The organism is Winogradskya humida (genome assembly GCF_016862215.1).
In the GTDB taxonomy this organism is placed as follows: domain Bacteria; phylum Actinomycetota; class Actinomycetes; order Mycobacteriales; family Micromonosporaceae; genus Actinoplanes; species Actinoplanes humidus.
Genome location: NZ_BOMN01000063.1, coordinates 25,279 through 51,520, shown reverse-complemented (window position 1 = coordinate 51,520; position 26,242 = coordinate 25,279). Strand labels below are relative to the sequence as shown.

The window sequence follows — 26,242 nt, the reverse complement described above, 5'->3', positions numbered from 1 at the left end:
CGAACGCAAATACGCGTGGCCTTGTGCAATTCTTCACGAGCGGTTGGAATCGCCGCCACCGGGCACTTAACCTCCGTTAATCATTGCCGCTGTTCGCACGATTCCCCCAGGAGGCGATCATGTCCGGCGAGAAGTTTGTCTACGATTTTTCCGAGGGCCACAAAGATCTGAAAGAGCTGCTCGGCGGCAAGGGTGCGAACCTCGCCGAGATGACCCGGCTCGGGCTGCCGGTCCCGGCGGGGTTCACCGTCACGACCGAGGCCTGCCGCGCCTACCTGGCGACCGGGAGCGCACCGGACGAGCTCGCCGGGCAGATCGACAGCCATCTCGCCGCTCTGGAAGCAACCATGGGCCGCCACCTGGGAGATCCCTCCGATCCGCTGCTGGTGTCGGTGCGTTCCGGTGCTGCCTTCTCGATGCCCGGCATGATGGAGACCGTGCTCAACGTGGGGCTCAACGACGCCAGCGTGGCCGGGCTCGCGGCCCAGGCCGGCGGTGACGAGCGGTTCGCCTGGGATTCCTACCGGCGGCTCGTGCAGATGTTCGGCAAAACTGTCTGCGACGTGCCCGGTGACGATTTCTCCGACGCGCTGGAAGAAGCCAAGAAAGCGTGCGGTGTCACCAATGATCTGCAACTCGACGCGGCCGACCTGCGCGCGCTCACCGAGCGTTACAAGCGCATTTTCGCCAAGCACACCGGGCACGAGTTCCCGCAGGAGCCGCAGCTGCAGATGCGGCTGGCGATGGAGGCGGTCTTCCGGTCCTGGAACGCCGAGCGCGCGGTGCTCTACCGCCGCCAGGAACGCATCCCCGCCGACCTCGGCACGGCCGTCAACGTCGTCGCGATGGTCTTCGGCAACCTCGGCCCGGATTCCGGCACCGGGGTCGCTTTCACCCGCGATCCGGCCACCGGCGCCCAGGGCATTTACGGCGATTACCTGCAGAACGCCCAGGGCGAGGACGTCGTCGCGGGCATCCGCAACACCGTCGGCCTGGAGGAGCTCAAGGAGCTCGACCACCGCTCGTACGACCAGCTGCTCGAGATCATGGCCCTGCTCGAAGGGCACTATCGTGATCTCTGCGACATCGAGTTCACGATCGAGCGCGGCAAGCTCTGGATGCTGCAGACCCGGGTCGGCAAGCGCACCGCCGCGGCCGCGTTCCGGATCGCGGCGCAGCTCGTCAACGAGGGCGCGATCGACCTCGACGAGGCGCTGCTGCGGGTCAACGGCGCCCAGCTCGCGCAGCTGATGTTTCCCCGCTTCGACCTGGCCGGTGAGCCCGCCGTGCTGACCAGCGGCATCGGCGCGTCCCCGGGTGCCGCGGTGGGCAAGGTCGTGTTCAGCGCGGCACGGGCGACCGAGCTGGCCGCGGCGGGTGAGGACGTCATCCTCGTGCGCCGGGAGACGAACCCCGAGGACCTCGCCGGGATGATCGCCGCGCAGGGCATTCTCACCGCCCGCGGCGGCAAGACGAGTCACGCGGCGGTGGTCGCCCGGGGCATGGGCCGCACCTGTGTCTGCGGTGCCGACGCGGTGGAGATCTCCCGTGACCGGTTCACGGTTGCCGGGCGTACGGTCGCCGAGGGTGACGTCATCTCGATCGACGGCACCAGCGGCCGGGTCTACCTCGGGCCCGTCCCGGTGCGCCCGTCCGAGGTCGTGCAGTACTTCGAGGGTGAGCCGGTCGACTCCACACTGGTCGAAGCCGTCCACACGCTGATGGACCACGCCGACGCGCGCCGCCGCCTCGCGGTGCGCACCAACGCCGACACCGGGGCCGACGCTGCCCGGGCCCGGCGTTTCGGCGCGGAGGGCATCGGCCTGTGCCGCACCGAGCACATGTTCCTCGGCGACCGCAAGGAGCTGGTCGAACGCCTGATCCTGGCCGGCTCCGACGGCGATCGCAAGGCTGCCCTCGACGCGCTGCTCCCGCTGCAGCGTGCCGACTTCGTCGAGTTGTTCCGCGCGATGGACGGCCGCCCGGTGACCGTGCGCCTCATCGATCCGCCGCTGCACGAGTTCCTGCCGTCGCTGGAGGAGCTCGCCGTCACCGTGGCGGTGGCTCGCGAACGCGGCGAGGACCACGCCGAGGAGGCCCAGCTGCTCGACGCCGTGCGCCGGATGCACGAGCAGAACCCGATGCTCGGGCTGCGCGGCGTACGCCTCGGACTGGTCATTCCCGGCCTGTTCGCGATGCAGGTCCGCGCGATCGCCCAGGCTGCGGCGCAGCTGGCCGCGGACGGTTTCGACCCGCAGCCCGAGATCATGGTCCCCCTGGTCGGCGCGGTCCAGGAGCTCGAAATGGTCCGCCAGGAATGCGAGCACATCGTCGAGGAAGTCATCAGCGGCACCGGCGTCCGTATCCTGATCGGCACCATGATCGAGGTCCCCCGGGCCGCCCTCACCGCCGGCCAGATCGCCGGGGCCGCCGACTTCTTCTCCTTCGGCACCAACGACCTCACCCAGATGGGCTGGGGCTTCTCCCGCGACGACGTCGAGGGCGCCTTCTTCTGGCGCTACCTCGAGCTGGGCATCTTCGGCATCTCCCCCTTCGAGTCCATCGACCGCGAAGGCGTCGGCCGCCTCATCCGCATCGCCACCGACGAGGGCCGCGAGGTGAAACCCGACCTCAAGATCGGCGTCTGCGGCGAACACGGCGGCGACCCCGAATCCGTCCACTTCTTCCACGAGGTCGGCCTCGACTACGTCTCCTGCTCCCCGTTCCGCGTCCCGGTCGCCCGCCTCGAAGCCGGCCGCGCGGCCATCACCCGCTCCTGACCCCGGCTGCGTGGCCGGTCGGGCGGCTTTGAATCCGGCTGCGTGGCCGGTCGCGCGGCTTTGAATCCGGCTGCGTGGCCGGTCATGCGGCTTTGAGGCCGGCCGCGCGGCGCGACCGGGTGATTCCTGCGGCCGTCGCGATCAGGACCAGGGCGACTTCGAGGGTTCCGTACGCGATGGCCGTCGGTTTGAGCCCGAACCGCTCGACGGCGAGCCCTGCCGCGAGCGCCGGCACGCTGAAGGCGAGATAGCTGACGATGTACATCGTCGCGAACGTCTGTCCTCGCTGGGCGCCGGGTGCCGCCTCACCGAGCGCGTTGATGGCGGACCGGAACGCCGCACCGAAGCCGGCCCCGGCAACCACGGATCCGGCCAGGTAGAGCGGCAACGCACCCGTCAGCATCGCTGCGATCGTGACCAGAACACCGACGGCGAGAGCCGCGTAGCCGAACCACTCGCGAAGGTGCGGTGGCAGGACCGTCGAGACGACAGTGCCTGATATCCCCGCGGCGAAGAAGACCCCGAGCACGATGCCCACGACGAAGTGACTGTGCACCTCGAGGACGGTGCTGAGAATCGACGACCCGAGCGACAGATACAGGCCGGCGAGCGCCCACGTCGCGCCGATGGACGGAACCAGCGCGAAGAAGACCGGTCGCGTGGCCGGCGGAAGCCCTGCGCTGGGCAGCAGCGCTCGCCAGATCGAAGTCCGCGGGGCAGGCTCGGGGCGGGCGCGTTCGGGAATCCACCACACGAGCGCCGCCAGCACCAGGTAGCCGGCGGCGAGGACCCAGAAGACGAGCTGGCGGGGGAGGGGCGCGAACTCCACCAGCGCGCCGGCGAGGACCGCTCCGACGGCGATTCCCAGTGAGGGGACCGCGCTGCTGACGATCGAGCCGGCCCGCGGGTCCGGCGCCGCATCCATGATCATGGCCGTGGTGGTGCCGGTGGCGGCGCCGACGGCAAAGCCCTGCACGATTCGTGCGGCCATCAGGCCACCGGGACCGCCCGCGATCGCGAAGAGCAGCATGCCCAGCGCGAGGAGCACGAGGGCTCCGGAGGCGACGGGCCGGCGCCCCACCCGGTCGGAGATCGAGCCGACGGTCAGCAGGGCAGCGAGCAGAGCGAAGACGTAGACGGCGAAGATGACCGTCAGCGTGAACGCGGAGAAGCCCCAGAGACGCTGGTAGACGGGATAGAGCGGCGACGGCGCCGAGGCGGCTGTCAATGTGGCGGCGCCTGCGGCCCCGGAGACGAAGAACGAGACTGGACGGTTGAGCACGAGACCCCCGCTACCTCCGGTGGAAAGCAATGATCTTTGCTTTAAGCACCGTAGGGCAGAGCCTTGTTAAAGCAAAGATGTTTGCTTAAGGTTGTGACGTGCCTGACCGAGCAGCCGTAAGTCGCCCCGGAGGACGGAGCGGCCGGGTGCAGACCGCGATCTACACGGCGGTCGGCGAGCTCGTGGGCGAGGGGGCCGACAAGATCAGCTTTCCCGTCATCGCCGAGCGGGCCGGCGTCAACCCGACAACGCTCTACAGGCGCTGGGACGACGTCAACGCGCTTCTCGAGGAAGTCGCGGTCGCCGCCCTGACCCGCGACGGTGAATCTTTACCTGACACCGGATCACTCGAGCGGGACCTGACCGAGTGGGCGACCATCATCGCCCGCGACATCACCCGTCCCGAGCGGGTCCGATATCTGCGCGCGATGGTGTCGGCGCGCATCGAGATCGTTTCCCGCTGCGTGCTCACGGAGACGCGGCGCGAGCAGGCATCAGAGATGGTCCGCCGGGCCCGCGAACGCGGTGAGACGACACCGGCGGTCGCGCAGATCCTCGATCACGTCATCGCGCCGCTCTACTACCACGTCGTGTTCGCCCTGCCTGTCGATCACGACTACGCACAACGGCTGGTCGGCGATGTGCTGGCCATGGTCGGCCGGCGGGGATGATCGGCGCGGTGCTGACCCGGTTCCAGTCGCCGCTCAGGCCTCCTCGGCCTCACCGAGATATTCGACCCGCTCGACCCTTCAGCATGCGCGGATCGTAACGAGAGCGATCCACCGTGGACTATCCTCCGGGCGTGCAGAATGCCCTGGTCGTCGGTAGTACGGACCGTATCGGTCTGGCTCTGACGCGGCGGTTGCTCGCCGGAGGGTGGGTGGTCATCGGGGTGGGGGAGCTGCTCGACCTGGCCGATCTGGGGGCGCAGACCCGGGCGATCGAGGTGAACCTGGTCGGGGCGGCGCGGGCCGTGGACGTGGTGCTGGGCTGCGTGCGTACGCGTGCTGTGGTGGTGTCCTTTCCTCGCCGGATGGCGGCGGTGGCCATGGTGTTGCGGCCGCGGCTCCGGGTGCAGGCGCGGCTGAGAAAGAGCTGAGAGTACCCGTAAGTATTGCTCTGCGTAACAGTGCGTTCACGGACCTTGGTTAGGGTGACCGAAATTTCCCCATTGCGGCTTATCTCCTGATAGCCGCAACCAAGCCGAAACGGCTACGAAGGGACCATCATGCCCACGCCGGAACGCACCGACGTAGACAGGCCCCACCGCTGGCAGACCTTGCTCCATGACGACCTGCCGGCGTCGATCGTCGTGTTTCTCATCGCCATCCCGTTGTCGCTCGGCATCGCCGCGGCCTCGGGTGCCCCGCTGCTCGCGGGGCTCATCGCCGCCGTCGTCGGCGGCATCGTCGCCGGGGCGCTCAGCGGCGCCCCACTGCAGGTCAGCGGGCCCGCAGCCGGACTGACCGTGATAGTCGCCGGGACCGTCGCGGACTTCGGGTGGGCCGCGACCACCGCGATCGTCGCCATGGCCGGGCTCGTGCAGCTCGCCCTGGGCGCGTTGCGGCTCGGCCGTGCCGCCCTCGCACTCTCGCCGGCCGTCGTGCACGGCATGCTCGCGGGGATCGGCATCGTCATCGCGCTGAGCCAGGTTCACGTGGTGCTCGGTGGCGCCGCCCAGAGCTCCGCCTGGCACAACCTGCGCGAACTGCCCCGGCAGATCATCGGCAACCACGGGCCCGCCGTCATCGTCGGCGTCCTGACCATCGCGATCCTGCTGCTGTGGCCGCGTTTCGTGAAGACGTCCCTGCTGCCCGCCGCCCTGATCGCGGTGGCCGCCGCGACGCTGACGGCCTCGTTCGCCGGCTTCGACCTGGCCCGGGTGGACCTGCCCGCGAACCCGCTCGGCGAGCTCACCTTCCCGCGCTGGCCGGACGGCAGTGCCGGGGCGATCGCCATGGCGGTCGTGACCATCGCGCTGGTCGCGAGCGTCGAGTCGCTGCTCTCCGCGGTCGCCGTGGACAAGCTGCACGAGGGCAAGCGCGCGGATCTCAACCGGGAGTTGCTCGCCCAGGGCGCGGCCAACACGGTGTCCGGGGCGCTCGGCGGGCTGCCCGTCACCGGGGTGATCGTGCGCAGTTCGACGAACGTCGCAGCTGGGGCGCGTACCCGTGGCTCGGCGATCTTGCATGGGGTCTGGGTTGCGGTTTCCGTGCTGGTCCTCGGGGCGTTGCTGGAGCAGATCCCGCTCGCCGCGCTGGCCGCCGTGCTCGTCGTTGTCGGGTTGCGGCTGATCAGCCTCGCCCAGATCAAGGGGTACGCCCGGCACCGCGAACTGCCGACCTACCTGGTGACCGCGATCGGTGTCGTCTTCACCGACCTGCTCACCGGCGTCGCGCTGGGCATGGCCACCGCCGTGGTGTTCATGATCGGCCGGCTGGCGCGGTGCGAGATCACCCGGACCTCGCCGGCCGAGGGGCGGTGGACCGTCGTCATCACCGGCACCCTCGCGTTCCTCGGCGCCGGCCGGATCGCCCGCGAGCTGTCCACGATCCCGCCCGGCGAGCGTGTCGAGCTGGAGCTGCACCTCGACTATCTCGACCAGGGGGCGTTCGAGGCGATTCAGGACTGGCGGGACGCGTACGAGCGGGGTGGCGGGCAAGTGCACGTCCGCGAGGTGACCGAGAGCTGGTTCCATCAGGCCACGGCCGGGCGGCTCGGCGGCGTCCGGTCCCAGGCACGCCCGGCGCGTTACCTCGGCTCCTGGTCGCAGTGGGTCTCGATCAACGAGCAGCGCGACGACGCCATGCAGGCCGGGATCGACGAGTTCGAGCGCAGCGTCGCGCCGCTGGTCCGCCCGCACCTGGCCGACCTGGCACGGGACGGGCAGAAGCCGGAGCAGCTCTTCATCACGTGCGCGGACTCCCGGCTCGTGCCCAACATGATCACGACCAGCGGACCCGGTGACCTGTTCTGCATCCGCAACGTCGGCAACATCGTGCCCGCGTACGGCTCCGCCGACGATTCGGTCGGTGCCGGCATCGAGTACGCGGTGGACGTCCTCGGCGTCACCACGATCACGGTGTGCGGGCACTCCGGCTGCGGGGCCGTACGCGCCCTGATGGGTGGAGCGGCCGGCTCGCCGTCGGCCCTGGGCTCGTGGCTGGCGGAAGCGCGCATGTCCTCTTCGGACGGCATTACCGAGGAGGACTGCATCACCGCGAACGTCGCGCAGCAGCTCGAGAACCTGCGCGGCTATCCGAGTGTGCGCCGGGCGGTGGCCGAGGAGCGGCTCACGCTTACCGGTCTTTACTTCGATTTAGCCGAAGCGCGGATGTACTCGGTAGCAGATGGAGTGCGTACACGCGTGAACGTGTCATAAATCTGCAATCTTTGTGCCAATAGTGCAATCGCCATTGAGCTCGGCCCCCGGAGCGCCCAAGGTGAAGTCGGCGAAGGGTGACTTCATTGACGATTGCGGAGCAGATGGTACGGGCGGGCGACGTCGTCCTGGTGGGACGAGCGGCGAGCGTCCAGTTCGCGGGGCCCGCCGGCTTTGCCTTCCGCGTGGTCGATGTGGACTCCCGCCCGACGTATGACGGCTGGGTCTGGCTGGACGGTTACCAGCTCGACCGGACCGGCCGCCCGGTGCTGCGCCGCAAAATCTTCGTCCGAGAGGCCGGTTTACGCCGGCCGCGGCCCAGGACAGCATGAGACATGGGTGATTTGAAGGCGGGTGGCATCGTCCATGTCGGGCGGGCCGCCAGCGTCCAGTTCACGGGCCCCGCCAGTTTCGACTTCCGCATCATCGCCGTCGACGCCCGCCCCACCTACAACGGGTGGGTCTGGCTCGACGGTTACCAGCTCGACCGTCGTGGTCAGGCACAGCACCGGCGGCGCATCTTCGTGTGCGCCGCCGGTCTGCGTCCCGCCGTCATTCCCGAGACGGCCTGAGCCCTATTTGTTTGCAGGGACCCACGTGCTCTGGTCGGCGTAGTCGAGCGGCTTGATGCCCTCGGCGACCTTGCGGACCTCGTCGACGGAGAGCGAGTTGTTCCAGCCGCCCACGTCGATCGTGTAGTCACCGTCGATGATCGTGCAGGACGGCAGCTCGGGGTAGCAGTGCACGCCGTCCTTGCCGACGATGTCCGAGTCCTTCGGGTCGCCCTTCATCACCATGATCTTGAGGCTGTCGGGCAGTACCTCGTCGATCCGGGTAGCGGAATCCTGCACCGGACCGTGGTGCAACCAGACCTGCGAGACGATGGTGCTCGATGTCGCGCTCACCTGGTCGACGGCGACGGTCTGCCAGCCCTCGGGCACATAAGACAGGGTGTACGGCACCTTGAGCTCGCGCTCCGCGGCCGTGGTCAGCGCCGCGGCGACCTTCACGACGTCGGCTCGGGTGATGTCCTTCTTACCGTAGTTGGGCAGGAAGGTGGCCCAGGAGTTGTCGGCGTACTGCCAGGCCAGCGCGGCCCGCAGCCACTGCTTGTCCGCCTGGACCGGGGACTTGAAGGTCCAGTCCTGCCCGAGGGCGGGCCGGCCCTTCACCTTGGTCGAATACTGATCGCCGATGACAAGAGTCGTGTCGCCGAGCGTGCCGGCGAACGTGGCCGGGTCGTAGACGCCCTTGTTGTAGACGGTGATCTCGCCGTCCCTGATGCCGTCCTGGTCCGTGTTGTCCTGGTAGACGGGCAGGACCGCATAGCCCTCGGTGATCCGGGAGACCGGGCCGACCCGGTAGGCGCCCGTCCGGTAGCCGGCCAGCTTCGTGGTGAAGTCGACCTTCCGGACCGGCAGCGCGAACTTCTGCGGCTCGGGGAACGCCGCCGACGACGCCTGCGGCAGCGGCTGCGCGGCGACCTGCCCACCGCCGGTGCCGGGCGCGTTCAGCGTGGTTACCGCGGTGACCGCGAGTGCTGCGAAGACGGCGGCACCGCCCAGCACCGTGGCTGCTGTGCGCCTGGTCCGGATGCGCCCGGCCTGCGCGATGATGTCGTCAGTTGTCGTGCGCGATTCCGGTGCCGTGTCCCGCACCGACTTCAACACGTCCTGAATGTGATAGGACATGGTCGCTCCCTTCGTCTGCTTGCAGGGTGATGTCATCGGCGGCCAGAACGGTCCGCAGTGTGTTCAGCCCCCGCGCGCACTGGCTCTTGACGGTGCCGGGCCGGCACCCCAGGACCTCGGCGGTCTCCTCGACGCTGAGGCCCTCGAGGAACCTCAGCACCAGCACCGCCCGCTGCCGTTTCGGCACGTGCCCCAGGGCGGCATGCAGCCGCATCCGCTCATCGATCTTGCCGGTGTGATCGGGCTCGGCAACATCGGGAAGCGAGTCACCGGCTGAGCGTTCCCGCCGCCACGGCCGCCGCTTCTCGCCGATCGCCGCCCGCACCACCATCGTGCGCGAGTAGGCCTCCGGCGAGGCCACCTTGCCCCAGCGCAGATAGAGCCGGGCCAGAGTGCCAGAAACAGCATCCTCCGCGGTCTGCCAGTCCCCACACGTCACATACGCCAGCGATCGCAGCGACTCCGACCGGTTGCGAACGAACTCGCGGAAGCTCTCGGTCTCCTTGGCATCCACTCGGTCGTATCTCCCTTCGTCGCCGGTAAGAGGAGCACCGCGCCCCGAAGAGTTGCACGCACCGCCCAACTTTCTCAGTGACCTTTGCTGTCGCGAGGTGCATCAGGCCATGCCGCCGCCGAGGAACGTGTCAGCGTCGCCACTGCCGTGATTCCATGTCTCGCCGGACAAGCGCGATCGACACCTCCCAAGTTCCTGCCGAGCGGTTTGACTAGCTCCTGCGCGAGCTCACCGGTGGCGCGGACGGTGCTACGGGCGCGGTTGAATTGCTGCTCGGGGTGGGTGCGCGCCCGGTTTTCGGTTCCTTGAACGCGACCTCGGGGTACGGGGTGCACCCTCGGCCTCGCGGCCGCCCCATGACCCGTCGACGTGTCATAACGAACGGGCCCGGCAATCATCGCCTTCCCAGAATCCTTCCACCATCACTTCACTCCTCTCCGGATACTCGCCATTTGCCATTCAAAAACGTGTGATCTACCTCAATCCGACAATGGCACACCCACCCTTCCGATCATGGGATCCCTTGAGAAGGATTAGGGAATGAAGTATGTGCAGGAAGAGATCTTCACGCCAATTGAATTGGCGTGGATGCGTGACCCGACACGGCGCCGGAACTACTCTCCGGCAACCGAGGCTTTCCGGCGTGAGCACCGAGTTCGCCGGGCTTTCGGGAAAGCACTTGGCCATACCGCTCGGCTGCGGCGTGACTCTCCCGAGGCTCAGTCACCGGATGGCAAGGTGATGTGGATCGAGGCCGCACGCGCGTTGTTTCGTGACGCGAACACCAGCCGGGCGCAGGCCGATGCCGAATACGAGCGTGACCGCAGGCGTGCTGCCGGCGACCTGTTCGACTGGGGCCGTTTCACCAACCGCTGGCGAGTGAAGTACGCCGCCGCCTGCTAGCCCACCAACAACGGACCGCCCTGGCTGCCCTGGCTGCCCTGGTTGCTCTGGTTGCACTGGCCGCCACTGTGGCGCGACACGCGTTCAGCCCCGATCCTTTCCAGGCCGGCGGAGAAGTGCAGGCGCCAGGAGCGGTCCTCGGTGGCGTGGTAGTCGAGGATGGCGGGCTTTCCTCGGGCCGTTCCTGGCCACGGCCCCGGGGCTCGCCGCAAGCAGTGGCCGCCACGCACCACACTGCCGCGATCCCCAGGGTGGCTGTCGGTGAACTCCTACACGACGGACACGCCGATCGGAGGCATCCACGCGTGGCCCCCTGTCGCGATCGGAGGCATCAGCGGCGTGGCCCCTACCGCGAAAAGGTGTCCCGGCAGCCGGGCTGTGTCCTGCCTTGACGCGCTCGACGACCTCCCACGTCCGCGCGACCTGCCCCGCCAGGCCCGGGGACGCCGCCATGGGGCTCCGGCTGATGAGTCATTCCGGATAACCGATCGGGGGCTTTCCGTGACTTGTAGCGAGTGTCCGGGAAGCGCCGCTACCCGGTTGACTCGGGCGGGAAGGCGCGGCACTCCGAAGTGAATTGTTCTCGCCCCCGCTCCCCGTGGGAACCCGGTAGCAACGAAAACCTGGATCGGATCGTCCGGGAGTTCTTCCCTAAAGGCGTTTCCCGATCACCGCGGACCCGAGCTATGCCCGTACCAGCATCGTGAATCTTTGCCGAAGTGCCCTGTCCGAGAGGAGCGTCACAGTGAGGTGCCCGCGTAGCCATTAATAGGTAACGATTCAGGGCCCGCGCCGAATCGGCGCGGGCCCTGAGGTCGGGGGAGGGTTAGTTGCGGTTGATGGTGAAGGTTGAGGTGGTGTTTTCGATGTCTCGGTAGTTGTTGCTGAGTTGGAGGTTGGTGAAGGTGACCGAGCCGACCGCGGGGCCCTGGCCCGTTTCGGGGAGCGGGTTGGCGTAGAGGGCGAAGCCTGACTTGGCGTCGAACTGGTCGCCGCTCTTCTGGGCGCCGGTGATGGTCACGTTGGTGAAGATCGTGTCCTGGATGATGTTCTGGGGCTGGTTACCTACGTAGTTTGTCTGGAACATGATGCCGGAGTAGGTGGGGTCGATGATGTCGACGTTGCTGACGCGGATGCCCTGGAAGATCTTCGAGGCGGAGAAGACCCAGATCGCCGGGAAGACCTGCGAGCCCCAGAAGTGGCCGCCGGCGCGGACGATCGAGATGTTGTCGAAGACGGTCGGCGGGTTCGCGCCGAAGCCGTTCATCGGGTAGCCGAAGTCGAGCGAGCTGATGGTGATGCCCGAGTAGACCAGGGTGTCGGCGATGTAGATGTTGCGGAACGTGTTGGCGTAGCCGCCGTAGACCGCGACGCTGGCCGCGCGCCAGGTCAATGTGGATGACAGGTTCGAGAAGACGTTGTTGATCTCGTCGCTGCCGCCTGCGTCGATCGCCGAGAACAGGGCGAAGCTGTCGTCGCCGGTGGCTCGGGCGTCGTTGTTGTCGACGAGGTTGTCGGTGCTGCCGTTGGTCATGTTGACGCCGTCCGCGAAGGTGTCGCGGATCCGGGAGTTCTTGATGACCATGTGATCGGTGTTCGCGCCCCAGTAGAGGCACACCGTGTGCTCGGCCCAGATGTTGTCGATCGTCACGTTGGCGACGTTGGCGAAGTCGAAGACCTTGCCCGGGCCGTCCTGGCGGATCGTGTAGTTGCCGAAGAACGCGAAGTTGGCGAACGTCGAGCCGTTCGCGGTGGCCTCGGCGCGGAAGCCGGCGTCGGTCTCCGACTGGGTCTGCGGGGTGAAGAACCGGGTGTACCAGGGGCCGGCGCCGATGATCTGGACCGGCTTGCCGTACACCTGGAACTTGCTGGAGGTCTGGTAGTCACCCGCGGGCAGGTAGACACCGGTCTTGCTGCTGTCCATCCGGGCCGCGTCCAGCGCTGCCTGAACCGACGACTGGTCGAAGCCGGTCGGTACGACGTACGTCGCGGGGTTCGGGTTGGCGACCGGTGCGACCTGCTCGGTGTTGATGAAGTCGATCGCGATGTTGCCGGTGTTGCCGCTGTCCTTCTGCAGCTTGATGACGCTGCCCGCCGGGAACGAGCCCGTGAGCTTGATGTTGGCCTCGTCGTAGATGTGCCGCGGGTCGGAGCCGGAATTCTGCGGTGCGGTCTCGTTGCCGTACAGCCATGCGTACTTCGAGTTGAGTGGCAGCGTTATGTTGACTGCATTGTTGACGTACACATTGATTGAGCTTGTCGTGTTGTCGGGGATGGAGAACCGCGCGACGATCGTGTTGGTCGCGGCCCGGGTCGTCCACTGCACATAGGCGCCGGTCGAGTTCAGCGTGACGGCCTTGCGGCCGGACGCCTCGCCGGCCAGGTCACCGATCGTGCGGTTCGGCCCGACGACCTGCGCGCCGCCGCCGGTTGTGCCGTCCTCGGCCTCGTACATGTCGTAGGGCATGTTCGCGCCGCGGCCCACGAAGAACGGCTTCTCGCTGGTGTTGTTGGCCTGCTTGACCGCCAGCTCGTTCGCGTCCACCGCGACGACCGTGCGGACCGTGTACTTGCCGTTGACCGCCGGCCAGGTGCCGAGCGTGATGGACGGCGAGGAAGCGCCGGCTGCGAGGGTGCCGGTCCAGGAGCCGGTGAGCGTACGCACAACCGTGCCGTTCGCGCCGATGACCGTGACCGTGACACCGTGCGAGCCACCGGCCGTCGACGCCGTGCCCTGGTTCTTCAGCGTGACCGCGAACGTGACGGTCTGTCCGGCCGACGGGTTCGACGGCGACCAGCTGGACACCGACGCCACCAGGTCCGAGCTCGACACCGGGGACACCACGAGGTTCGAAGGACTGGTGTAGGCGTTGTTCGCGTCGTTCTGCTCGACGACCGTGTTCGCCTCGTCAACCTTGGCGCTCAGCACGTACGTGCCGGAGTTCTGCGCGCCGGCGTTCGCGGTGACCGTGGCGGATGCGCCGGCGGCGAGTGCTCCTACGTTCGCGGTGCCGACCTTGGCCGTACCCAGATAGAAGTTGACGTTGCTCGCGGGACTCGCAGCCGAGCCCGCGTTGCGCACCGTGGCCGACAGCGTGACCGCGTCGGTCTCGACCGGTGCGGACGGGGACGCCGTCAGGGCGGTGATGGTCAGGTCCGGGTTCGGCGCGGGCACGCCGATGACCTGGAACTCGGCGACCTGCCCGCTCGGCGCACCACTGTTCGCGGTGAAGCTGAGCCGCACGTCGGCGGCGGTCGCGCTGACCGGGATCGTCACCGTGTTACCGCTCGCCGGGTTGAACGTGTACGTCGCCGAGCTCACCAGCGTCGTGAAGGCGGTTGCGCTCTGCTCGCGGCCGAGGACGGCGAACGTCTGGGTACGCGTACCCCAATCGGTGCCTGGGTTGAGCTTGACCACGACGGAGCTGGTGGTGGCGTTCGCGCCCAGGGCCACCGTCAAGGTCGCCGGGTATGTGCTGCCCTCCCAGTACGTCGCGGTGTCGTTGTCGTTCGCATTGGCCGCGACGAACGTGAAGATGCTGGACGACGCGGTGACCGGCTTGCCGACGGCGAGGTTCGTGCCGTCCGTGATCGTGCCCGTGCGCGTCACCGTGTTGCTCGCCGCGGACACGTTGCCGGCCGCGTCACGCGCCTTCACGTAGTAGGAGACGGTGACGTTCGTGGCCTGCGTGTCGGTGTACGTGAGCGCGTTGACCGTCGTGGCCAGCGAACCGTTGCGCCAGATCTCATAACCGGTCACTCCGGTGTTGTCCGACGACGCACCCCACGCGAGGCGGATCTGCCCGGTCGCCGGCTGGGTGTACGACAACGTGCCCGGCGTGGTCGGTGCGGTGGTGTCACCACCCTGACCGGTACGCGTGACCGTGTTGCTGTTCGCCGACGAGTTCCCAGCGGCGTCCTTCGCGCGCACGTAGTACTGCACGGTCGCGCTGTCCGGCTGGTTGTCGAGGTAGGTCAGCGCGTTGACCGTGGAGAGCAGCGAACCGTTCGCGTAGATCTCGTAGCCGGTCACGCCCACGTTGTCGGTCGACGCGGTCCAGGTCAGGCGGACCTGCCCGCTCGCCGGCTGGGTGTAGGCGAGGTTGCCGGGCGCGGTCGGCGCCTGGGTGTCGCCGGTGGCCGGGCCGTAGACCTCGAGCTCGGAGATCTGACCGGCGGGCCAGCCGGTGTTGCCGGTGACGTTGAGGCGTACGTAACGCGTGGTCGCCGCGCCGAAGTCGATGGTGACGGTGTTGCCGGTCGTCGGGTTGAACGTGTAGCCGGCGCTCGCCTTCAGATCGGCGAAGTTCGAGCCCGTGGTGCTGCCCTGCACGGCGAGGGTCTCGGTGCGGGTCGACCAGGCGGTTGCCGGGGGGAGTTTGAGGATGACCTGGTTGACGCTGACCGACGCGCCGAGGTCGACCTGCAGCCACTGGGGGAAGGCGTTGTTGGCGCTCTCCCAGTAGGTGCTCGCGTTGCCGTCGCCCGCGTTGCCCGAGCCGTAGACGTCGGAGACGCTGCTAGCGGAGAACGTCTTGCCCGCCGCGAGGTTGGGGCCGGCCGCGTGGGCGGGGGTGGTGGGGGATATGAGCTGGAGGCCGATGGTGACGAGGGCGGCTGAGGTCGCCGCGGCGACAAATCGCCTGAATTTGGACATGGGGGAGCGCCTTCTTCCATGAGGGCGGTTAAAAACGGGGAGGGCCGCGATCGGTGGACGCTGCCCTCCCCGGGTCTTGCGAGGCGGAACCTCTCAGGAGGTGTAGACCTCGAATTCGGAGACCTGGCCGGCGGGCCAGCCGGTGTTGCCGGTGAACGTCAGGCGGAGGTAGCGCTGGTTGGTCGCGGTGAACGAGACCGTGGCGGTGTTGCCCGTGGCCGGGTTGAACGTGTAGCCGGCGGATGCCTTGACGGTTGAGTAGCTCGAGCCGTCAGAAGAGCCGAGCACCGAGAGCGTCTGGGTGCGGGTGGCCCACGCCGTGGCGGGCGGGAGCTTGAGCACGATGCGCGATACCTGGCGGCTCTGGCCGAGGTCGACCGTCAGCGACTGGGGGAAGGCGTTGTTCGGGCTTTCCCAGTAGGTGTTCGCGTTGCCGTCGACTGCGTTGCCCGGGCCGTACACATCGGCTTGGCCTGTGGCTGTTGCCGGTCGGTTGAGAGCGAGGTTGCCGGTGGCAGGCGGAGTAGTAGTAGGCGGGGTGGTGACGGGCGGCGTGGTGGTGGGCGGTGTGGTGGTGGGAGGAGTTCCGGTGTTGTTCCACTGCGGGGTGGGCCAGGGGCCGCAGAAGGGCGGGTCGGCGTACCAGCCGGTGTTGGTGCCGGTGCGGGTGATCTGGAAGCCGGCGCCGACGCAGTTGTGGATCGGGTTGGGCTGGGCGATGCCGCTGGCCCGGACGTTGTTAAAGCTGACCTGGCTGTTGGCCTGGACCTGCAGCGCGTACGTTCCGGCGCCCTGGATGTTGACGTTGTCGAGGTGGATGCCGTTGGTCTGGCCTTCGATCCACATGAGGGCGGCGTACGAGCTGTCGATGATGTCCGTGTCGGTGATGTTGATCGTGGGGTTCTGGAACGCCTCGTTGAGGGCGGAGAACCAGATCGCGCCGACGCCGAAGTTCCAGTTGTAGTCGGAGTTGCCGGCCCGGATGAGCGTGTTGCGTGCCAGCGTCCACGTGCCCTGCACGCCGGTCTGCCCGTTGACGCCCGGGTAGCGGTTGGCGACGTGGATGCCGCCGCCGTTGGTGACAGTGTCTGTCACCACGTTGTCCGTCATCACGATGTCGCGGCCGCCGTAGCTGACGATGTTGTTCGCCAGGATCGGCGCGACGACCGTGTTGTGGGTGAAGGAGTTCGCGACGTTCGGCGTGTTCTCCGCCCACATCGCGAGGCCGTCGTCGCCGGTGTTGCGGACGAACGTGTTGGTGACCGTGGAGTTGGTGACGCCGATGTGGAAGTTCACGCCGTCCGCGGTCTGGTCCAGGATGCGGCTGTTGCGGATGGTGAAGCGGTCCATCGGGCCGTCCATCCACGCGCCGACCTTGGTGTGCTGCATCCACACGTTGTCGATGACCGAGTTGCTCATCGCCCCGCCGAACGCGTTGACCTGGTCGTCGTCGTTGCGCTCACGGATGTCGCCGATGACGGCGAGGTCCTTGACGGTGACGTTCTGGCTCGGGCCGCCGCTGCCGTTGTACTTGCCGTAGATGCCGGCGGCGAGGTTGCGCTGGGTGGGGTGCCGTCCGCCGAGCACGGTGTACCAGGGGCCGGCCCCGGCCAGCGTCACCCGGTCGACGATCACGTGGCTGTAGAGCGTGTAGTTGCCCTGCGGGATGTAAACAGTGCGGCCGGCGGCGGCATTCACCGCGGCCTGAATCTTAGCCGTGGAGTCGGTAGCCCCGGTGGGGTCCGCACCGTAATCCGCGACGACGTCAATAGCACCGCTAGGTTTCCCCAGAGGTGCCGGCACGTTCTCGAAGTCGGCCAGGTCGATCGTGAAGCTCGGCGCCTGCGCGGTCGACGCGACCTGGATCCGCACCTTCGTCCCGGCCGCATACGTCGTCCCGAACAGCGTCCGGGCCTCGTCGTAGAAGTGGTGCGGGTTGGTGTCGCCCGGGTTGTTGTTGAACGGGTAACCGCCGTAGTACCAGCCGTACTTCGAGGTGACCGGCACCGACTTGACCAGCGTGCCGTTCGCCCGCACGTCGAGCGCCGCGTCGAGGCCCGCGCCGCCGTTGCCGTCCGGGATGCTGTAGCGGAAGGTGACCGCGTTGGCGGGTTTGGTCAGGGTGAACTCGACGTACTCACCGGTGGCGTCGAGGGTGACGGCCTCGCGGCCGGACGCCTCCGACGACAGCTGACCGTAGTAGCGGCTGGTTCCGGTTCTGGTGCCGTTGGTGGCCGCGTTCTCCGCTTCCTGCTCGGTGAACGGGACGGTGGCACCGCGGCCGGGGACGTCGAAGGGGGAGAGACCGGCGGCCAGCGCGGGGGCTGCTGACCACGTGACTATCGCTGTTGCCGAGGCCGCCACTGTCGCGGCGGCCGCCAGCACGGCGAGCGTTCTCTTGGCCATGGGGATCCCTTTCTGGTGTTACAAGCGCAGCCAGACGGCGGTGTCCTGGGGGAGAAGCTCGCCGTCGAGGGGACTGCTGAGGAGAAGGACGGATTGGTGCTCCGGAAGCTCGACGGCTTCCGGCGACATGTTCAGGACACAGGCAAAACCCGGGCCCCTGGTGTACGCGAGGACGCCCGCACCACTCGCGATCCACTCCAGGTGCGGCGTGTGCAGTCCCTTTTCGACGCGACGCAGGGCGATCGCCGAGCGGTAGAGCTCCAGCATCGAGCTCGGATCCCCGGTCTGCGCCTGCACCGTGCGGTCCTTCCACTCGGCGGGCTGGGGAAGCCAGGGATCGCCCGTGGTGAAACCGAACGGCGGTTCGTCACTGCTCCACGGCAGCGGCACCCGGCAGCCGTCGCGGGAGTGGCCGCGGCGGGCGTACATCGGGTCCTGCATCCGCTCGACCGGGATGTTCTCGTTCTCCCAGAGGCCCAGCTCCTCGCCCTGGTAGACGTAGGTCGAACCGGGGAGCGACAGGGAGAGCAGGGCGGCGGCGCGCGCCCGGCGGGTGCCCAGCTCGAGGTCGACCGGGGTGCCGTCGAGGTTGTTCTCGAAGCTGAACGTGGTGGTGATGCGGCCGTAGCGGGTGACGTGGCGGGTCACGTCGTGGTTGGACAGGACCCAGGTGGCCGGCGCTCCGACCGTACGGTGCGCGTTGAGAGTGCGATCCACGCACTCGCGCATCAGGTCCGGATCCCAGGCGCAGCCGAGGAAGTCGAAGTTGAACGCGGCGTGCAGTTCGTCGGGGCGCAGGTAGTTGGCGAACCGCTCGACCTCGGGCATCCACACCTCGCCGATCAGCGCGCGGTCCGGGTATTCGTCGGCGACGCGGCGCCACGCGCGGTACACGTCGTGCACCTCGTCGAGGTCGTGGAACGGGTGCGGCTGCCCGTCGACGACCGGGGCGAGGTCGCGGTCCTTGAACAGCAGCGCCGCCGAGTCGATCCGGATGCCGTCGACGCCGCGGTCGAACCAGAACCGCAGGATGTCCTCGAACTCCGCGCGCACGGCGGGGTGGTCCCAGTTCAGGTCCGGCTGCTCCGGGGTGAACAGGTGCAGATACCAGGCGCCGTCGGGCGTACGCGTCCACGTGCTCCCGCCGAACTCGCCGACCCAGTCGGTAGGCATCTCGTCGCCGTTCTCGCCGCGTCCCGGGCGGAACCAGAACAGCTCGCGCTCGGGGGCGGCCGGGTCGGCGAGTGCCTTCTTGAACCAGACGTGCTCGCTGGAGATGTGGTTCGGGACGATGTCCACGATCATCCGGATGCCGGCCTCGTGCGCCTCGGCGATCAGCGCCTCCGCGTCGGCGAGCGTGCCGAATGCCGGGTCGATGTCGCGGAAGTCCGCCACGTCGTACCCTGCGTCGGCCATCGGCGACGGGTACCACGGGCTCATCCAGATCGCGTCGACGCCGAGGGCGGCCAGGTGGCCCAGGTGGCCGCGGATCCCGTCGAGGTCCCCGACGCCGTCGCCGTTCCCGTCGGCGTAACTGCGCGGGTAGACCTGGTAGATGACGGCGTCACGCCACCATTTCGGGTCGGCAATAGCCACAGTGACCTGCTTTCTCATGATGGTTCGTCTCAGCCCTTCAACGAGCCCGAGCCGAGGCCGCCGATGATGCTGCGCTGGAAGATCAGGAAGACCACGATCATCGGGAGGCTGGCGATCGCCAGGCCGGCCATGAGCTCCGTCGGTGGCACCTGGCTCGTGTTGGCCAGCCGGGCCAGCGCCACGCTCAGCGTCTGGTGGTCCGGGTCCTGGAGCACGACCAGCGGCCAGAGGAAGTCCTTCCACAGCGCGACGATGATGAAGATCGAGACCACCCCGAGCACCGGGCGGGACAGCGGCAGGACGATCGACCACAGCTGGCGCAGCTTGCCGGCGCCGTCGATGGCGGCCGCGTCCAGCAGGTCGTTCGGGATCTGGTCGAAGAACCGCTTGAGCACGTAGACGTTGAACGCGTTGGCGGCGGCCGGGAGCCACAGTGCCCACGGCGTGTTCAGCAGGTTGAGGTGCACCAGCGGCAGGTCGACAACCGTGAGGTACGCGGGGACGAGCAGCGCCGTCGGCGGCAGCATCAGGCTGGCGAGCATCCCGCCCAGCACGATCTTGCCGAAGATGGGCTTGAGCTTGCTGAGCGCGTACGCCACCCCCACGTCGACCAGCAGCGAGATGATCCAGCCGCCGAACGCGTAGAAGACCGTGTTCGTGAAGTACTTCGCGATCTGCATGTTGTTCCACGCGGTCACATACGTGCCGGGATGGAACGACTCCGGGATCAGCGTCGGCGTGCTCCGGGCGAACTCCGCCGGCGACTTCACCGCGCCGCTGACCATCCAGTACAGCGGGAACAGGAACACCAGCGTGAACACGAGCAGGGTCAGCCCGAGCACGACAAAATACAGCGTGCGGTGCCGCCGAAGATCAACAACCGAGACCAGGGTCCGGCTGGCAGGTCCGCTCGCGGCCGTCCGGGACCTTCTTTTCGATGCCACGGGTACGCCCGGAGCGCCGTCGACCGGAACTTTTGGTGGTGCAGTCAGAGTCATCGGGGTTGTCCTCAGTCCGCGCTTCGGGTCAGTCGCAGGTAGATCGCCGAGAAGGCGCCGAGCACCACGAAGAGCAGCACACTCATCGCGGCGGCGAGCCCGAAGTCGTTGTTCACGGTGAACGCGTAGCGGTAGACGAGCACCAGCACCGTGACGGTGTCCGGGTTCGAGGTGCCGGTCAGCGCGTACGGCTCGATGAAGACCTGCATCGTCGCGACGATCTGCAGCAGCAGCAGGACCAGCATGATGAACCGCATCTGCGGGAACGTCACGTGCCGCAGCCGCTGCCAGATGCTCGCGCCGTCGAGCTCGGCCGCCTCGTAGAGCTCACCGGGGATGTTCTGCAGCGCGGCCAGGTAGATCAGCGTCGCCCCGCCGAGGTTGGCCCAGGTGGAGATGAGCACCAGCGAGATCATCGCCGTGTCCGACGACTGGGTCCACTGCGACTCCGGCAGGCCCACGCCACGCAGGATCGAGTTGAACAGGCCGTTGCCGGGGTCGTAGAAGTAGCGCCACAGCAGCACCGAGACGATCGGCGGCAGCATCACCGGCAGGTAGACCAGCACCCGGAAGTAGCCGCTGAAGTGGCGGAACTCGTTGAGCAGCACCGCGATGAAGAACGGCAGGACGTAGCCGAAGACCAGGGCCAGCGCGGTGAAGAACAGCGTGTTCTTCCACGCCGTGTAGAACAGCGGGTCGGCGAACAGCGCCCGGTAGTTGTCGAGGCCCACCCAGTAGGGCGGGACCACGAAGTTGTCCTGCTGGAAGCTGAGGATCACGCCCTTGACGAGGGGATACCACGAGAAGAGCGCGAAACAGGCGAGGCCGGCCGCCATGAACGCGTACGCCAGCAGATTGTCGGAAAGCTTGCGGCGCAGGAGACCCGCGCGCGCCTCACGCGCGCGGGTCACCGTGGGAAGTGCACTCACTTGACGCTGGCCAGAATCTGGTTGGCCTGAGTCTCCGCATCCGCGAGGAGTTGGTCGACGTTCGCGTTCTTGTCGGTCAGCACCTTCTGCATCGCCACGTCGAGGGTCGCGTAGATCTGCTGTGCGTTCGGCGGCTCGAGCTTGACCGGGATGGTGGCCATGCTCGCGGTGAACGGTGCATAGTTGGCCTGCGGGACGTTCGCGTACTTCTTGTCGGACGCCGCCTGGGTGTCGGCGGCCGCGCCGGTGAAGATGGCCGGCTCGGGCAGGCCGACGGGCTGCTTGGTCTCGCTGGACCACTTGTTCTCAGCCTCGTAGCGGTCGGCCGAGGTGAACCAGAACGTCAGCCACTTGAGGCCGGCCTTGATCTTCTCGGGGCTCAGGCCCGCCTTGAACATGTAGCCCTCACCGCCGCCCAGCGTGCCCTTGCCGTCCGGGATCGGGCCCAGGCCGTACGTCTCGTACTTGCCCTTGTACTGGTTGACGATCGTCGGGATGTTGTCGGCGGTCGCGAGGTACATGCCGAGCTTGCCCGAGCCCATCTGGTTGAGCAGGTCGGCCCACTCGAGCAGCTGCTTCTGGCCCATCGAGTTGTCGGTCCAGCGCATGTCCTTGAGCTGCTGCAGGACCTGCTTGCCCTGCGGGCTGTTGAACGCCGCCTTCCAGGTGCCGCCGTCGTTCACGGCCACCTCGCCGCCGAGCGAGTAGATCTCGGTGGTGAAGTGCCAGCCGCCGGTGTTGCTCTTGCTGTAGTCGCCGTACCCGGTGACCCCGTTGCCCAGCGCGGTGATCTTCTGCGCTGCCGTCCGCACGTCGGCCCAGGTCTTCGGCGGGTTGTCCGGGTCCAGGCCGGCCTGCTTGAACAGGTCGCGGTTGTAGAGCAGACCCATCGAGTAGTTCTTGTACGGCAGCCCGTACGTGGCGCCCTTGTCGTCCTGGAACACCCGCAGCACCTCGGGCTTGAGCTGCGAGGTGATCGGGAAGTCCTTGGTGTACTTGCTGATGTCGGAGACCTGGCGCTTGGCGATCAGGTTGGCCGGGTCGGTGAAGTAGGTGTAGAAGACGTCCTCGAGCTGGCCGCCGGCGAGCTTCGCGGGGAACGTCTGCGGGTCCATCTTGCCCTCGCGGGGGTCGATGTCGATGTTCGGGTTGGCCTTCTCGAACTCCGCGACGTTGGCGAGGAAGCGGTCGTGGGTGGCCTTCTCGGTGGCCGGCGGCAGGCCGTTGATCACGAGCGTGACCTTGCCGTCCTTCGACGCGGCCGAGTCGTCGTCCCCGCCGCACGCAGCCGCCGACATGGCGACCCCGGCGACGAGCATGAGCCCGAGGGCACTGCGCAACCTGGTTCTGAACATGGCGGATTACGCCCTTCCTTGGGGCTATATGTGACCTGAGTCTCGTTGCTTTGTTACGTGCGGATGACGATACAAAGTCAAACTCCAGCCCGCAAGAAGTCGACGGCAACTAGAAAAAACGCGACTGTCCTGTTAACGGTCACACAAAAGAGGGCGAGCCCGGCCGGGCCCGCCCTTTGCGCTGATCAGCTGTGGTCTATGTGGTCTTCCGCGGCACCGGCGCCGTCGAGCCGCGTACGACCAGCTCCGGCTCGAACAGCAGCTCGTCGGTGGTCGCCGCCGCGCCCTCGATCTGGTTGACGAGCACATCCACGGCGGCCTGGCCCATCAGCTCGATCGGCTGGCGCACGGTGGTCAGCGGCGGATCGGTGCACGTCATCAGCGCGCTGTCGTCGAAGCCCACTATCGACACGTCCCGCGGCACGTCGAGGCCGAGCCGGCGGGCCGCCCGGATCGAACCGAGGGCCAGCACGTCGCTGGCGCAGATCATGCCGGTGATGCCGCGCTCGATCAGCCGGGTCGCGGCGAGGCGGGCGCTCTCCATCGTGAAGTTGGTGCGCTCGACCGGCCACTGCTCCTTCGGGTCGGTCCACCCCGCGACCTCGGCGACGGCGGCCAGCTTGCGGCGCGAGGGCACGTGGTCCTCCGGGCCCAGGACCAGGCCGATCTGCTCGTGGCCCAGGGAGCGCAGGTGCCCGTACGCCTGCTCGACGGCGACCGCGTCATCCGTCGAGATGTGCGGGAACCCCAGATCGCCGACGCCGCCGTTGACCATGACCACCGGCATCCGGCGGTCGAGCAGCTGCTTGTAGTGCCCGTGCTCGGCATCGGCCAGCGCGTAGGACCCGCCGGCGAAGACCACACCGGACACCTGATGGTCCAGCAGCATCTCGATATAGTCGCGCTCGGGCACACCGCCGACCGTGCGCGCGCACAACGCCGGGGTGAAGCCGCGCTGCGCGAGCGAGGCGGTCACCACCTCGGCCAGCGCGGGGAAGATCGGGTTCTGCAGCTCGGGCAGGACGAGCCCGACCAGCCGGCCCCGCTCGCCGCGCAGCTTGGTCGGGCGCTCGTAGCCGAGCACGTCGAGCGCGGTCAGCACCGATGCCCGGGTCGCCTCGGAGACGCCGGAGCGGCCGTTGAGCACCCGGCTGACGGTCGCCTCGCTGACGCCTGCCTTCTTGGCCACTTCGGCCAGACGTTTGGTCACGTCGCAATCTTACGTCTTTCCGTTGCAAAAATTGAACCGCATCTTGCGCCGATCTGCTTGCTCTTGCAGATCCTTGATAAAAACCCGTGCCTGGTCGATAAGGGGGGCGACGTTGAGGCCGGGGCGAGCGATGGGCGGATCACAGTGACTAATTCTTCGATGCACCGGCTCGCGGACGTCAGTGGCGACATGGCCACGGCGCACCGGCTCGCGGACGTCAGTGGGGACATGGCTACGGCGACGCGCTCGGCGGTCCGCGCCGCGGAGACGGCCGTCGCGGTGATCCAGCGGCTGGAAGCAGCCAGCACCGAGATCGGCAAGGTCGTCGAGCTGATCGCGACCATCGCGAAACAGACCAACCTGCTCGCCCTCAACGCGACCATCGAGGCCGCCCGGGCCGGCGAGGCGGGCCGTGGCTTCGCGGTCGTCGCCGGCGAGGTCAAGGACCTGGCCAACGCGACCGCCACGGCGACCAACGGGATCGGCGACCAGGTCGCCGGCATCCGCGAGGGCACCCATGACGCGGTCGCAGCGATCGCGGAGATGCGGGACCTCATCGCGGAACTCGACCGCTGCCAGCAGGTAGTCAGCGACATCGTTGCTTCCTGAAAGTGGGTCCAGATCCGATAGGTGGGCACACCGCTGGCGGACGGTCCTCGGCTGCTTCCCGTAAAGGCAATACGTAGAGGGTTATTCAGGACCTACCTTGAGGTGCAGATCGCCGCAGGTGTACGGCCTGATCGCCCTCGTCCTGAACAATCCTCTCTGAATGCACGGCTCACCCATGGCCGTAGATGACGATTTCGGCCGTTGTGCGTGAGGCTCGAGAAGATTCTCTTGTGTGAACGCGTGGCGTCATCGGTGTGGTGTCCCGAGCGGGTCAGGTGTTGGTGGGCTAGCAGGCGGCTGCGTACCTCACCTGCCAGCGGTTGATGAAACGGGTCCAGTCGAACAGGTCACCGGCGGCACGCCTGCGGTCACGCTCGGCGTCGGCGTCAGCGTCGGCCTGCGTGGTGTTCGCTGCCCGGAACAAAGCACGAGCTGCCTCGATCCACCTGAGGTTGCCGTCCGGTGTCCGCGCCTCGGGGGAGTCGCGTCGCAGCCGGGCGGTATGGCCCAAGGCTTTCCCGAACGCGCGCCGGACCCGGTGCTCACGGCGGAACACTTCGGTTGCCGCGGAGTAGTTCCGGCGCCGCGTGGGATCACGTAGCCATGCCAATTCGACCGCCGTGAAGATTTCCAGCTGCGCGTATTTCATCCCTTAATGCTTCTCGGGGAGTCGGATGATCGGAAGGGGTAGGCGTGTCATTGTCGGGTTGAGATGCATCATGGGATGCGTGAATGGCAGATGGTGAGTATTCAGTAGGTTAGGAAATGGTGGCGGGCGGAGGGCGGCCATTGTCACACTGTGCCGGTGCTCCGAACTGCAGAGGCAGGGAGGTTTGCGTCATCGCACTCCACTTCTACAAGATCGCCTGTGAATTGCCCTCGTAGTGTCACCATGCGCTGTGGTTCGTCGTGCTTCGAGTGCGCCGCGACGAGAAGGCCTATCGCGACTCAGCGCACCACCCCCACTGTGACACCCCGTGTCGTCCATCGCGTGAACGATCATCGGCCATTCGGCAGGTCGCAAAAGCCGCAGGACATTGCGCTGAGACCCGCATGCCGCAACTTCTGGATGTTTATGTCGAACAGGGCCGGGGACCCTTCCGGCCGGACCCTCCTACCGCCGGTCGCTGTAACATGGGTGTATGCCGTATACGCCCGGTGAGATCGCTGAGAAGACCGGATTCAGCCTCGACACGCTGCGCTACTACGAGCGGATCGGCCTGCTCGAAAACGTCTCCCGCACTGCCGGCGGGCAGCGGATCTTCACCGACAACGACATCGCCTGGCTGAGCATTCTGCGGTGCCTGCGCGACACCGGCATGCCCATCGCCCAGATGCGCCGCTATGCCGAGCTGAGCCGTGACACCACCACCGTCACCGAACGCCGCGAACTGCTCGAGGACCACGACACGAAGATCGGCCTCCGGATCGACGAGCTGATCCTGCAGCGCGCGCACGTCCGCGAGAAGATCCGCTACTACCAGTCGGTCGACGTGGGGGCTAGGGAAGAATAGGGCAATGGCGTTTTCTGGTTGTCCCTGCGGGTTCGGTCTTCCCTACGAGGAATGCTGCGGTCCCGCTCACGAAGGCAAGGCCCCGGCGACGGCTGAGGCGCTGATGCGGTCGCGTTATGCGGCCTTCGCGCTCGACAACGAGGCCTACGTGCTCAAGTCGTGGCACCCCGAGACCCGCCCCGCCGAGGTGGAGCCCGACCCGAACCTGCGCTGGGTCAGCCTCGTCGTGATCGAGTCCAGCGGCGGTGGCATGTTCGACGCCGAGGGGCAGGTCGAGTTCAGGGCGCACTACCGCGATCGTGGCAAGCCCGGCGAGATGCGGGAACGCAGTCGTTTCGTCCGCCATGACGGTCAGTGGGTGTACTGGGGTCCGATCCTTACCAACGGGACCCTCGTCAACATCTGACCTCCTGTGA

At 67.4% G+C, this 26,242-nt stretch carries 21 protein-coding genes; 10 read left to right on the top strand and 11 right to left on the bottom strand.

Annotated elements, in window-relative coordinates; all coding sequences use genetic code 11:
* The first annotated feature begins 119 nt into the window (after positions 1-119).
* Positions 120-2,780, top strand: a complete 2,661-nt coding sequence (gene ppdK / locus Ahu01nite_RS24970; protein ID WP_203839048.1) for a pyruvate, phosphate dikinase — start codon at positions 120-122, stop codon at positions 2,778-2,780.
* Between the two features lie 82 nt (positions 2,781-2,862).
* On the opposite strand, the gene Ahu01nite_RS24965 is transcribed toward ppdK, so the two are convergent.
* Positions 2,863-4,062, bottom strand: coding sequence for an MFS transporter (locus tag Ahu01nite_RS24965; RefSeq protein WP_203839047.1), 1,200 nt, complete (start codon positions 4,060-4,062; stop codon positions 2,863-2,865).
* 146 nt (positions 4,063-4,208) lie between these two features.
* Between Ahu01nite_RS24965 and Ahu01nite_RS24960 the strand changes: the two genes are divergently transcribed.
* The 5 genes from Ahu01nite_RS24960 (at position 4,209) to Ahu01nite_RS24940 (ending at position 8,016) form a co-directional block, all read left to right on the top strand.
* The gene (locus Ahu01nite_RS24960) at positions 4,209-4,733 is read left to right on the top strand and encodes a TetR/AcrR family transcriptional regulator (RefSeq protein ID WP_203839046.1); all 525 of its coding nucleotides are present in this window, start codon (positions 4,209-4,211) and stop codon (positions 4,731-4,733) included.
* Positions 4,734-4,864: 131 nt separating this feature from the next.
* Positions 4,865-5,161 (top strand): Rossmann-fold NAD(P)-binding domain-containing protein, encoded by a 297-nt coding sequence (locus Ahu01nite_RS24955; protein ID WP_203839045.1) that lies wholly within the window; start codon positions 4,865-4,867, stop codon positions 5,159-5,161.
* A gap of 129 nt (positions 5,162-5,290) precedes the next feature.
* Positions 5,291-7,444, top strand: coding sequence for a SulP family inorganic anion transporter (locus tag Ahu01nite_RS24950; RefSeq protein WP_203839044.1), 2,154 nt, complete (start codon positions 5,291-5,293; stop codon positions 7,442-7,444).
* Positions 7,445-7,530: 86 nt separating this feature from the next.
* Entirely contained in the window at positions 7,531-7,776 is a 246-nt protein-coding gene (locus tag Ahu01nite_RS24945) for a hypothetical protein (RefSeq protein ID WP_438874825.1), read from the top strand.
* Between the two features lie 3 nt (positions 7,777-7,779).
* Positions 7,780-8,016, top strand: a complete 237-nt coding sequence (locus Ahu01nite_RS24940; RefSeq protein ID WP_203839043.1) for a hypothetical protein — start codon at positions 7,780-7,782, stop codon at positions 8,014-8,016.
* A 3-nt stretch (positions 8,017-8,019) separates the two neighbouring features.
* On the opposite strand, the gene Ahu01nite_RS24935 is transcribed toward Ahu01nite_RS24940, so the two are convergent.
* Together Ahu01nite_RS24935 and Ahu01nite_RS24930 are read right to left on the bottom strand one after the other, a co-directional pair.
* Positions 8,020-9,135: a hypothetical protein gene (locus tag Ahu01nite_RS24935; protein WP_203839042.1), complete on the bottom strand. Its 1,116-nt coding sequence runs from the start codon at positions 9,133-9,135 to the stop codon at positions 8,020-8,022.
* Positions 9,065-9,649, bottom strand: a complete 585-nt coding sequence (locus tag Ahu01nite_RS24930) for a SigE family RNA polymerase sigma factor (protein ID WP_203839041.1) — start codon at positions 9,647-9,649, stop codon at positions 9,065-9,067. Before Ahu01nite_RS24930 ends, Ahu01nite_RS24935 begins: the two co-directional genes overlap by 71 nt.
* A gap of 540 nt (positions 9,650-10,189) precedes the next feature.
* Between Ahu01nite_RS24930 and Ahu01nite_RS24925 the strand changes: the two genes are divergently transcribed.
* The gene (locus Ahu01nite_RS24925; RefSeq protein ID WP_203839040.1) at positions 10,190-10,552 is read left to right on the top strand and encodes a hypothetical protein; all 363 of its coding nucleotides are present in this window, start codon (positions 10,190-10,192) and stop codon (positions 10,550-10,552) included.
* 826 nt (positions 10,553-11,378) lie between these two features.
* Here the strand turns inward: Ahu01nite_RS24925 and Ahu01nite_RS24920 are convergent.
* From Ahu01nite_RS24920 to Ahu01nite_RS24890, 7 genes are all read right to left on the bottom strand, one after another.
* Positions 11,379-15,209 (bottom strand): discoidin domain-containing protein, encoded by a 3,831-nt coding sequence (locus Ahu01nite_RS24920; protein WP_203839039.1) that lies wholly within the window; start codon positions 15,207-15,209, stop codon positions 11,379-11,381.
* 93 nt (positions 15,210-15,302) lie between these two features.
* Positions 15,303-17,615, bottom strand: coding sequence for a galactose-binding domain-containing protein (locus tag Ahu01nite_RS24915; protein ID WP_203839038.1), 2,313 nt, complete (start codon positions 17,613-17,615; stop codon positions 15,303-15,305).
* Between the two features lie 18 nt (positions 17,616-17,633).
* Positions 17,634-19,229 carry a glycoside hydrolase family 13 protein gene (locus tag Ahu01nite_RS24910; protein ID WP_203839037.1) on the bottom strand — a complete coding sequence of 532 codons (1,596 nt, stop codon included), beginning with the start codon at positions 19,227-19,229 and terminating at the stop codon, positions 17,634-17,636.
* Between the two features lie 11 nt (positions 19,230-19,240).
* On the bottom strand, positions 19,241-20,209 hold the full coding sequence (locus tag Ahu01nite_RS24905; RefSeq protein WP_203839036.1) for a carbohydrate ABC transporter permease: 969 nt from the start codon (positions 20,207-20,209) through the stop codon (positions 19,241-19,243).
* 11 nt (positions 20,210-20,220) lie between these two features.
* Positions 20,221-21,120, bottom strand: a complete 900-nt coding sequence (locus Ahu01nite_RS24900; RefSeq protein ID WP_203839035.1) for a carbohydrate ABC transporter permease — start codon at positions 21,118-21,120, stop codon at positions 20,221-20,223.
* Between the two features lie 14 nt (positions 21,121-21,134).
* A complete protein-coding gene (locus tag Ahu01nite_RS24895; protein WP_203839034.1) occupies positions 21,135-22,493 on the bottom strand; it encodes an ABC transporter substrate-binding protein in 1,359 nt (452 codons plus the stop codon).
* A gap of 196 nt (positions 22,494-22,689) precedes the next feature.
* Positions 22,690-23,703, bottom strand: a complete 1,014-nt coding sequence (locus tag Ahu01nite_RS24890; protein WP_203839033.1) for a LacI family DNA-binding transcriptional regulator — start codon at positions 23,701-23,703, stop codon at positions 22,690-22,692.
* A 159-nt stretch (positions 23,704-23,862) separates the two neighbouring features.
* Here Ahu01nite_RS24890 and Ahu01nite_RS51415 point away from each other — a divergent pair, with 159 nt between their 5' ends.
* Positions 23,863-24,312, top strand: coding sequence for a methyl-accepting chemotaxis protein (locus Ahu01nite_RS51415; RefSeq protein WP_203839032.1), 450 nt, complete (start codon positions 23,863-23,865; stop codon positions 24,310-24,312).
* Positions 24,313-24,598: 286 nt separating this feature from the next.
* On the opposite strand, the gene Ahu01nite_RS24880 is transcribed toward Ahu01nite_RS51415, so the two are convergent.
* A complete protein-coding gene (locus Ahu01nite_RS24880; RefSeq protein WP_203839031.1) occupies positions 24,599-24,961 on the bottom strand; it encodes a hypothetical protein in 363 nt (120 codons plus the stop codon).
* Between the two features lie 493 nt (positions 24,962-25,454).
* Here Ahu01nite_RS24880 and Ahu01nite_RS24875 point away from each other — a divergent pair, with 493 nt between their 5' ends.
* Together Ahu01nite_RS24875 and Ahu01nite_RS24870 are read left to right on the top strand one after the other, a co-directional pair.
* Entirely contained in the window at positions 25,455-25,826 is a 372-nt protein-coding gene (locus tag Ahu01nite_RS24875) for a MerR family transcriptional regulator (protein ID WP_203839030.1), read from the top strand.
* A gap of 100 nt (positions 25,827-25,926) precedes the next feature.
* Positions 25,927-26,232: a YchJ family protein gene (locus Ahu01nite_RS24870; protein ID WP_438874826.1), complete on the top strand. Its 306-nt coding sequence runs from the start codon at positions 25,927-25,929 to the stop codon at positions 26,230-26,232.
* Positions 26,233-26,242 lie beyond the last annotated feature (10 nt).

What these genes read in the sequence shown, in the direction of transcription:
- Ahu01nite_RS24875 (WP_203839030.1), top strand. Translation starts at nt 25,455, where the DNA reads ATGCCGTATACGCCCGGTGAGATCGCTGAGAAGACCGGATTCAGCCTC.
- Ahu01nite_RS24920 (WP_203839039.1), bottom strand. Translation starts at nt 15,209, where the DNA reads ATGTCCAAATTCAGGCGATTTGTCGCCGCGGCGACCTCAGCCGCCCTC.
- Ahu01nite_RS51415 (WP_203839032.1), top strand. Translation starts at nt 23,863, where the DNA reads ATGCACCGGCTCGCGGACGTCAGTGGCGACATGGCCACGGCGCACCGG.
- Ahu01nite_RS24895 (WP_203839034.1), bottom strand. Translation starts at nt 22,493, where the DNA reads ATGTTCAGAACCAGGTTGCGCAGTGCCCTCGGGCTCATGCTCGTCGCC.
- Ahu01nite_RS24940 (WP_203839043.1), top strand. Translation starts at nt 7,780, where the DNA reads ATGGGTGATTTGAAGGCGGGTGGCATCGTCCATGTCGGGCGGGCCGCC.
- Ahu01nite_RS24925 (WP_203839040.1), top strand. Translation starts at nt 10,190, where the DNA reads ATGAAGTATGTGCAGGAAGAGATCTTCACGCCAATTGAATTGGCGTGG.
- ppdK (WP_203839048.1), top strand. Translation starts at nt 120, where the DNA reads ATGTCCGGCGAGAAGTTTGTCTACGATTTTTCCGAGGGCCACAAAGAT.
- Ahu01nite_RS24950 (WP_203839044.1), top strand. Translation starts at nt 5,291, where the DNA reads ATGCCCACGCCGGAACGCACCGACGTAGACAGGCCCCACCGCTGGCAG.
- Ahu01nite_RS24910 (WP_203839037.1), bottom strand. Translation starts at nt 19,229, where the DNA reads ATGAGAAAGCAGGTCACTGTGGCTATTGCCGACCCGAAATGGTGGCGT.
- Ahu01nite_RS24935 (WP_203839042.1), bottom strand. Translation starts at nt 9,135, where the DNA reads ATGTCCTATCACATTCAGGACGTGTTGAAGTCGGTGCGGGACACGGCA.
- Ahu01nite_RS24915 (WP_203839038.1), bottom strand. Translation starts at nt 17,615, where the DNA reads ATGGCCAAGAGAACGCTCGCCGTGCTGGCGGCCGCCGCGACAGTGGCG.
- Ahu01nite_RS24905 (WP_203839036.1), bottom strand. Translation starts at nt 20,209, where the DNA reads ATGACTCTGACTGCACCACCAAAAGTTCCGGTCGACGGCGCTCCGGGC.
- Ahu01nite_RS24880 (WP_203839031.1), bottom strand. Translation starts at nt 24,961, where the DNA reads ATGAAATACGCGCAGCTGGAAATCTTCACGGCGGTCGAATTGGCATGG.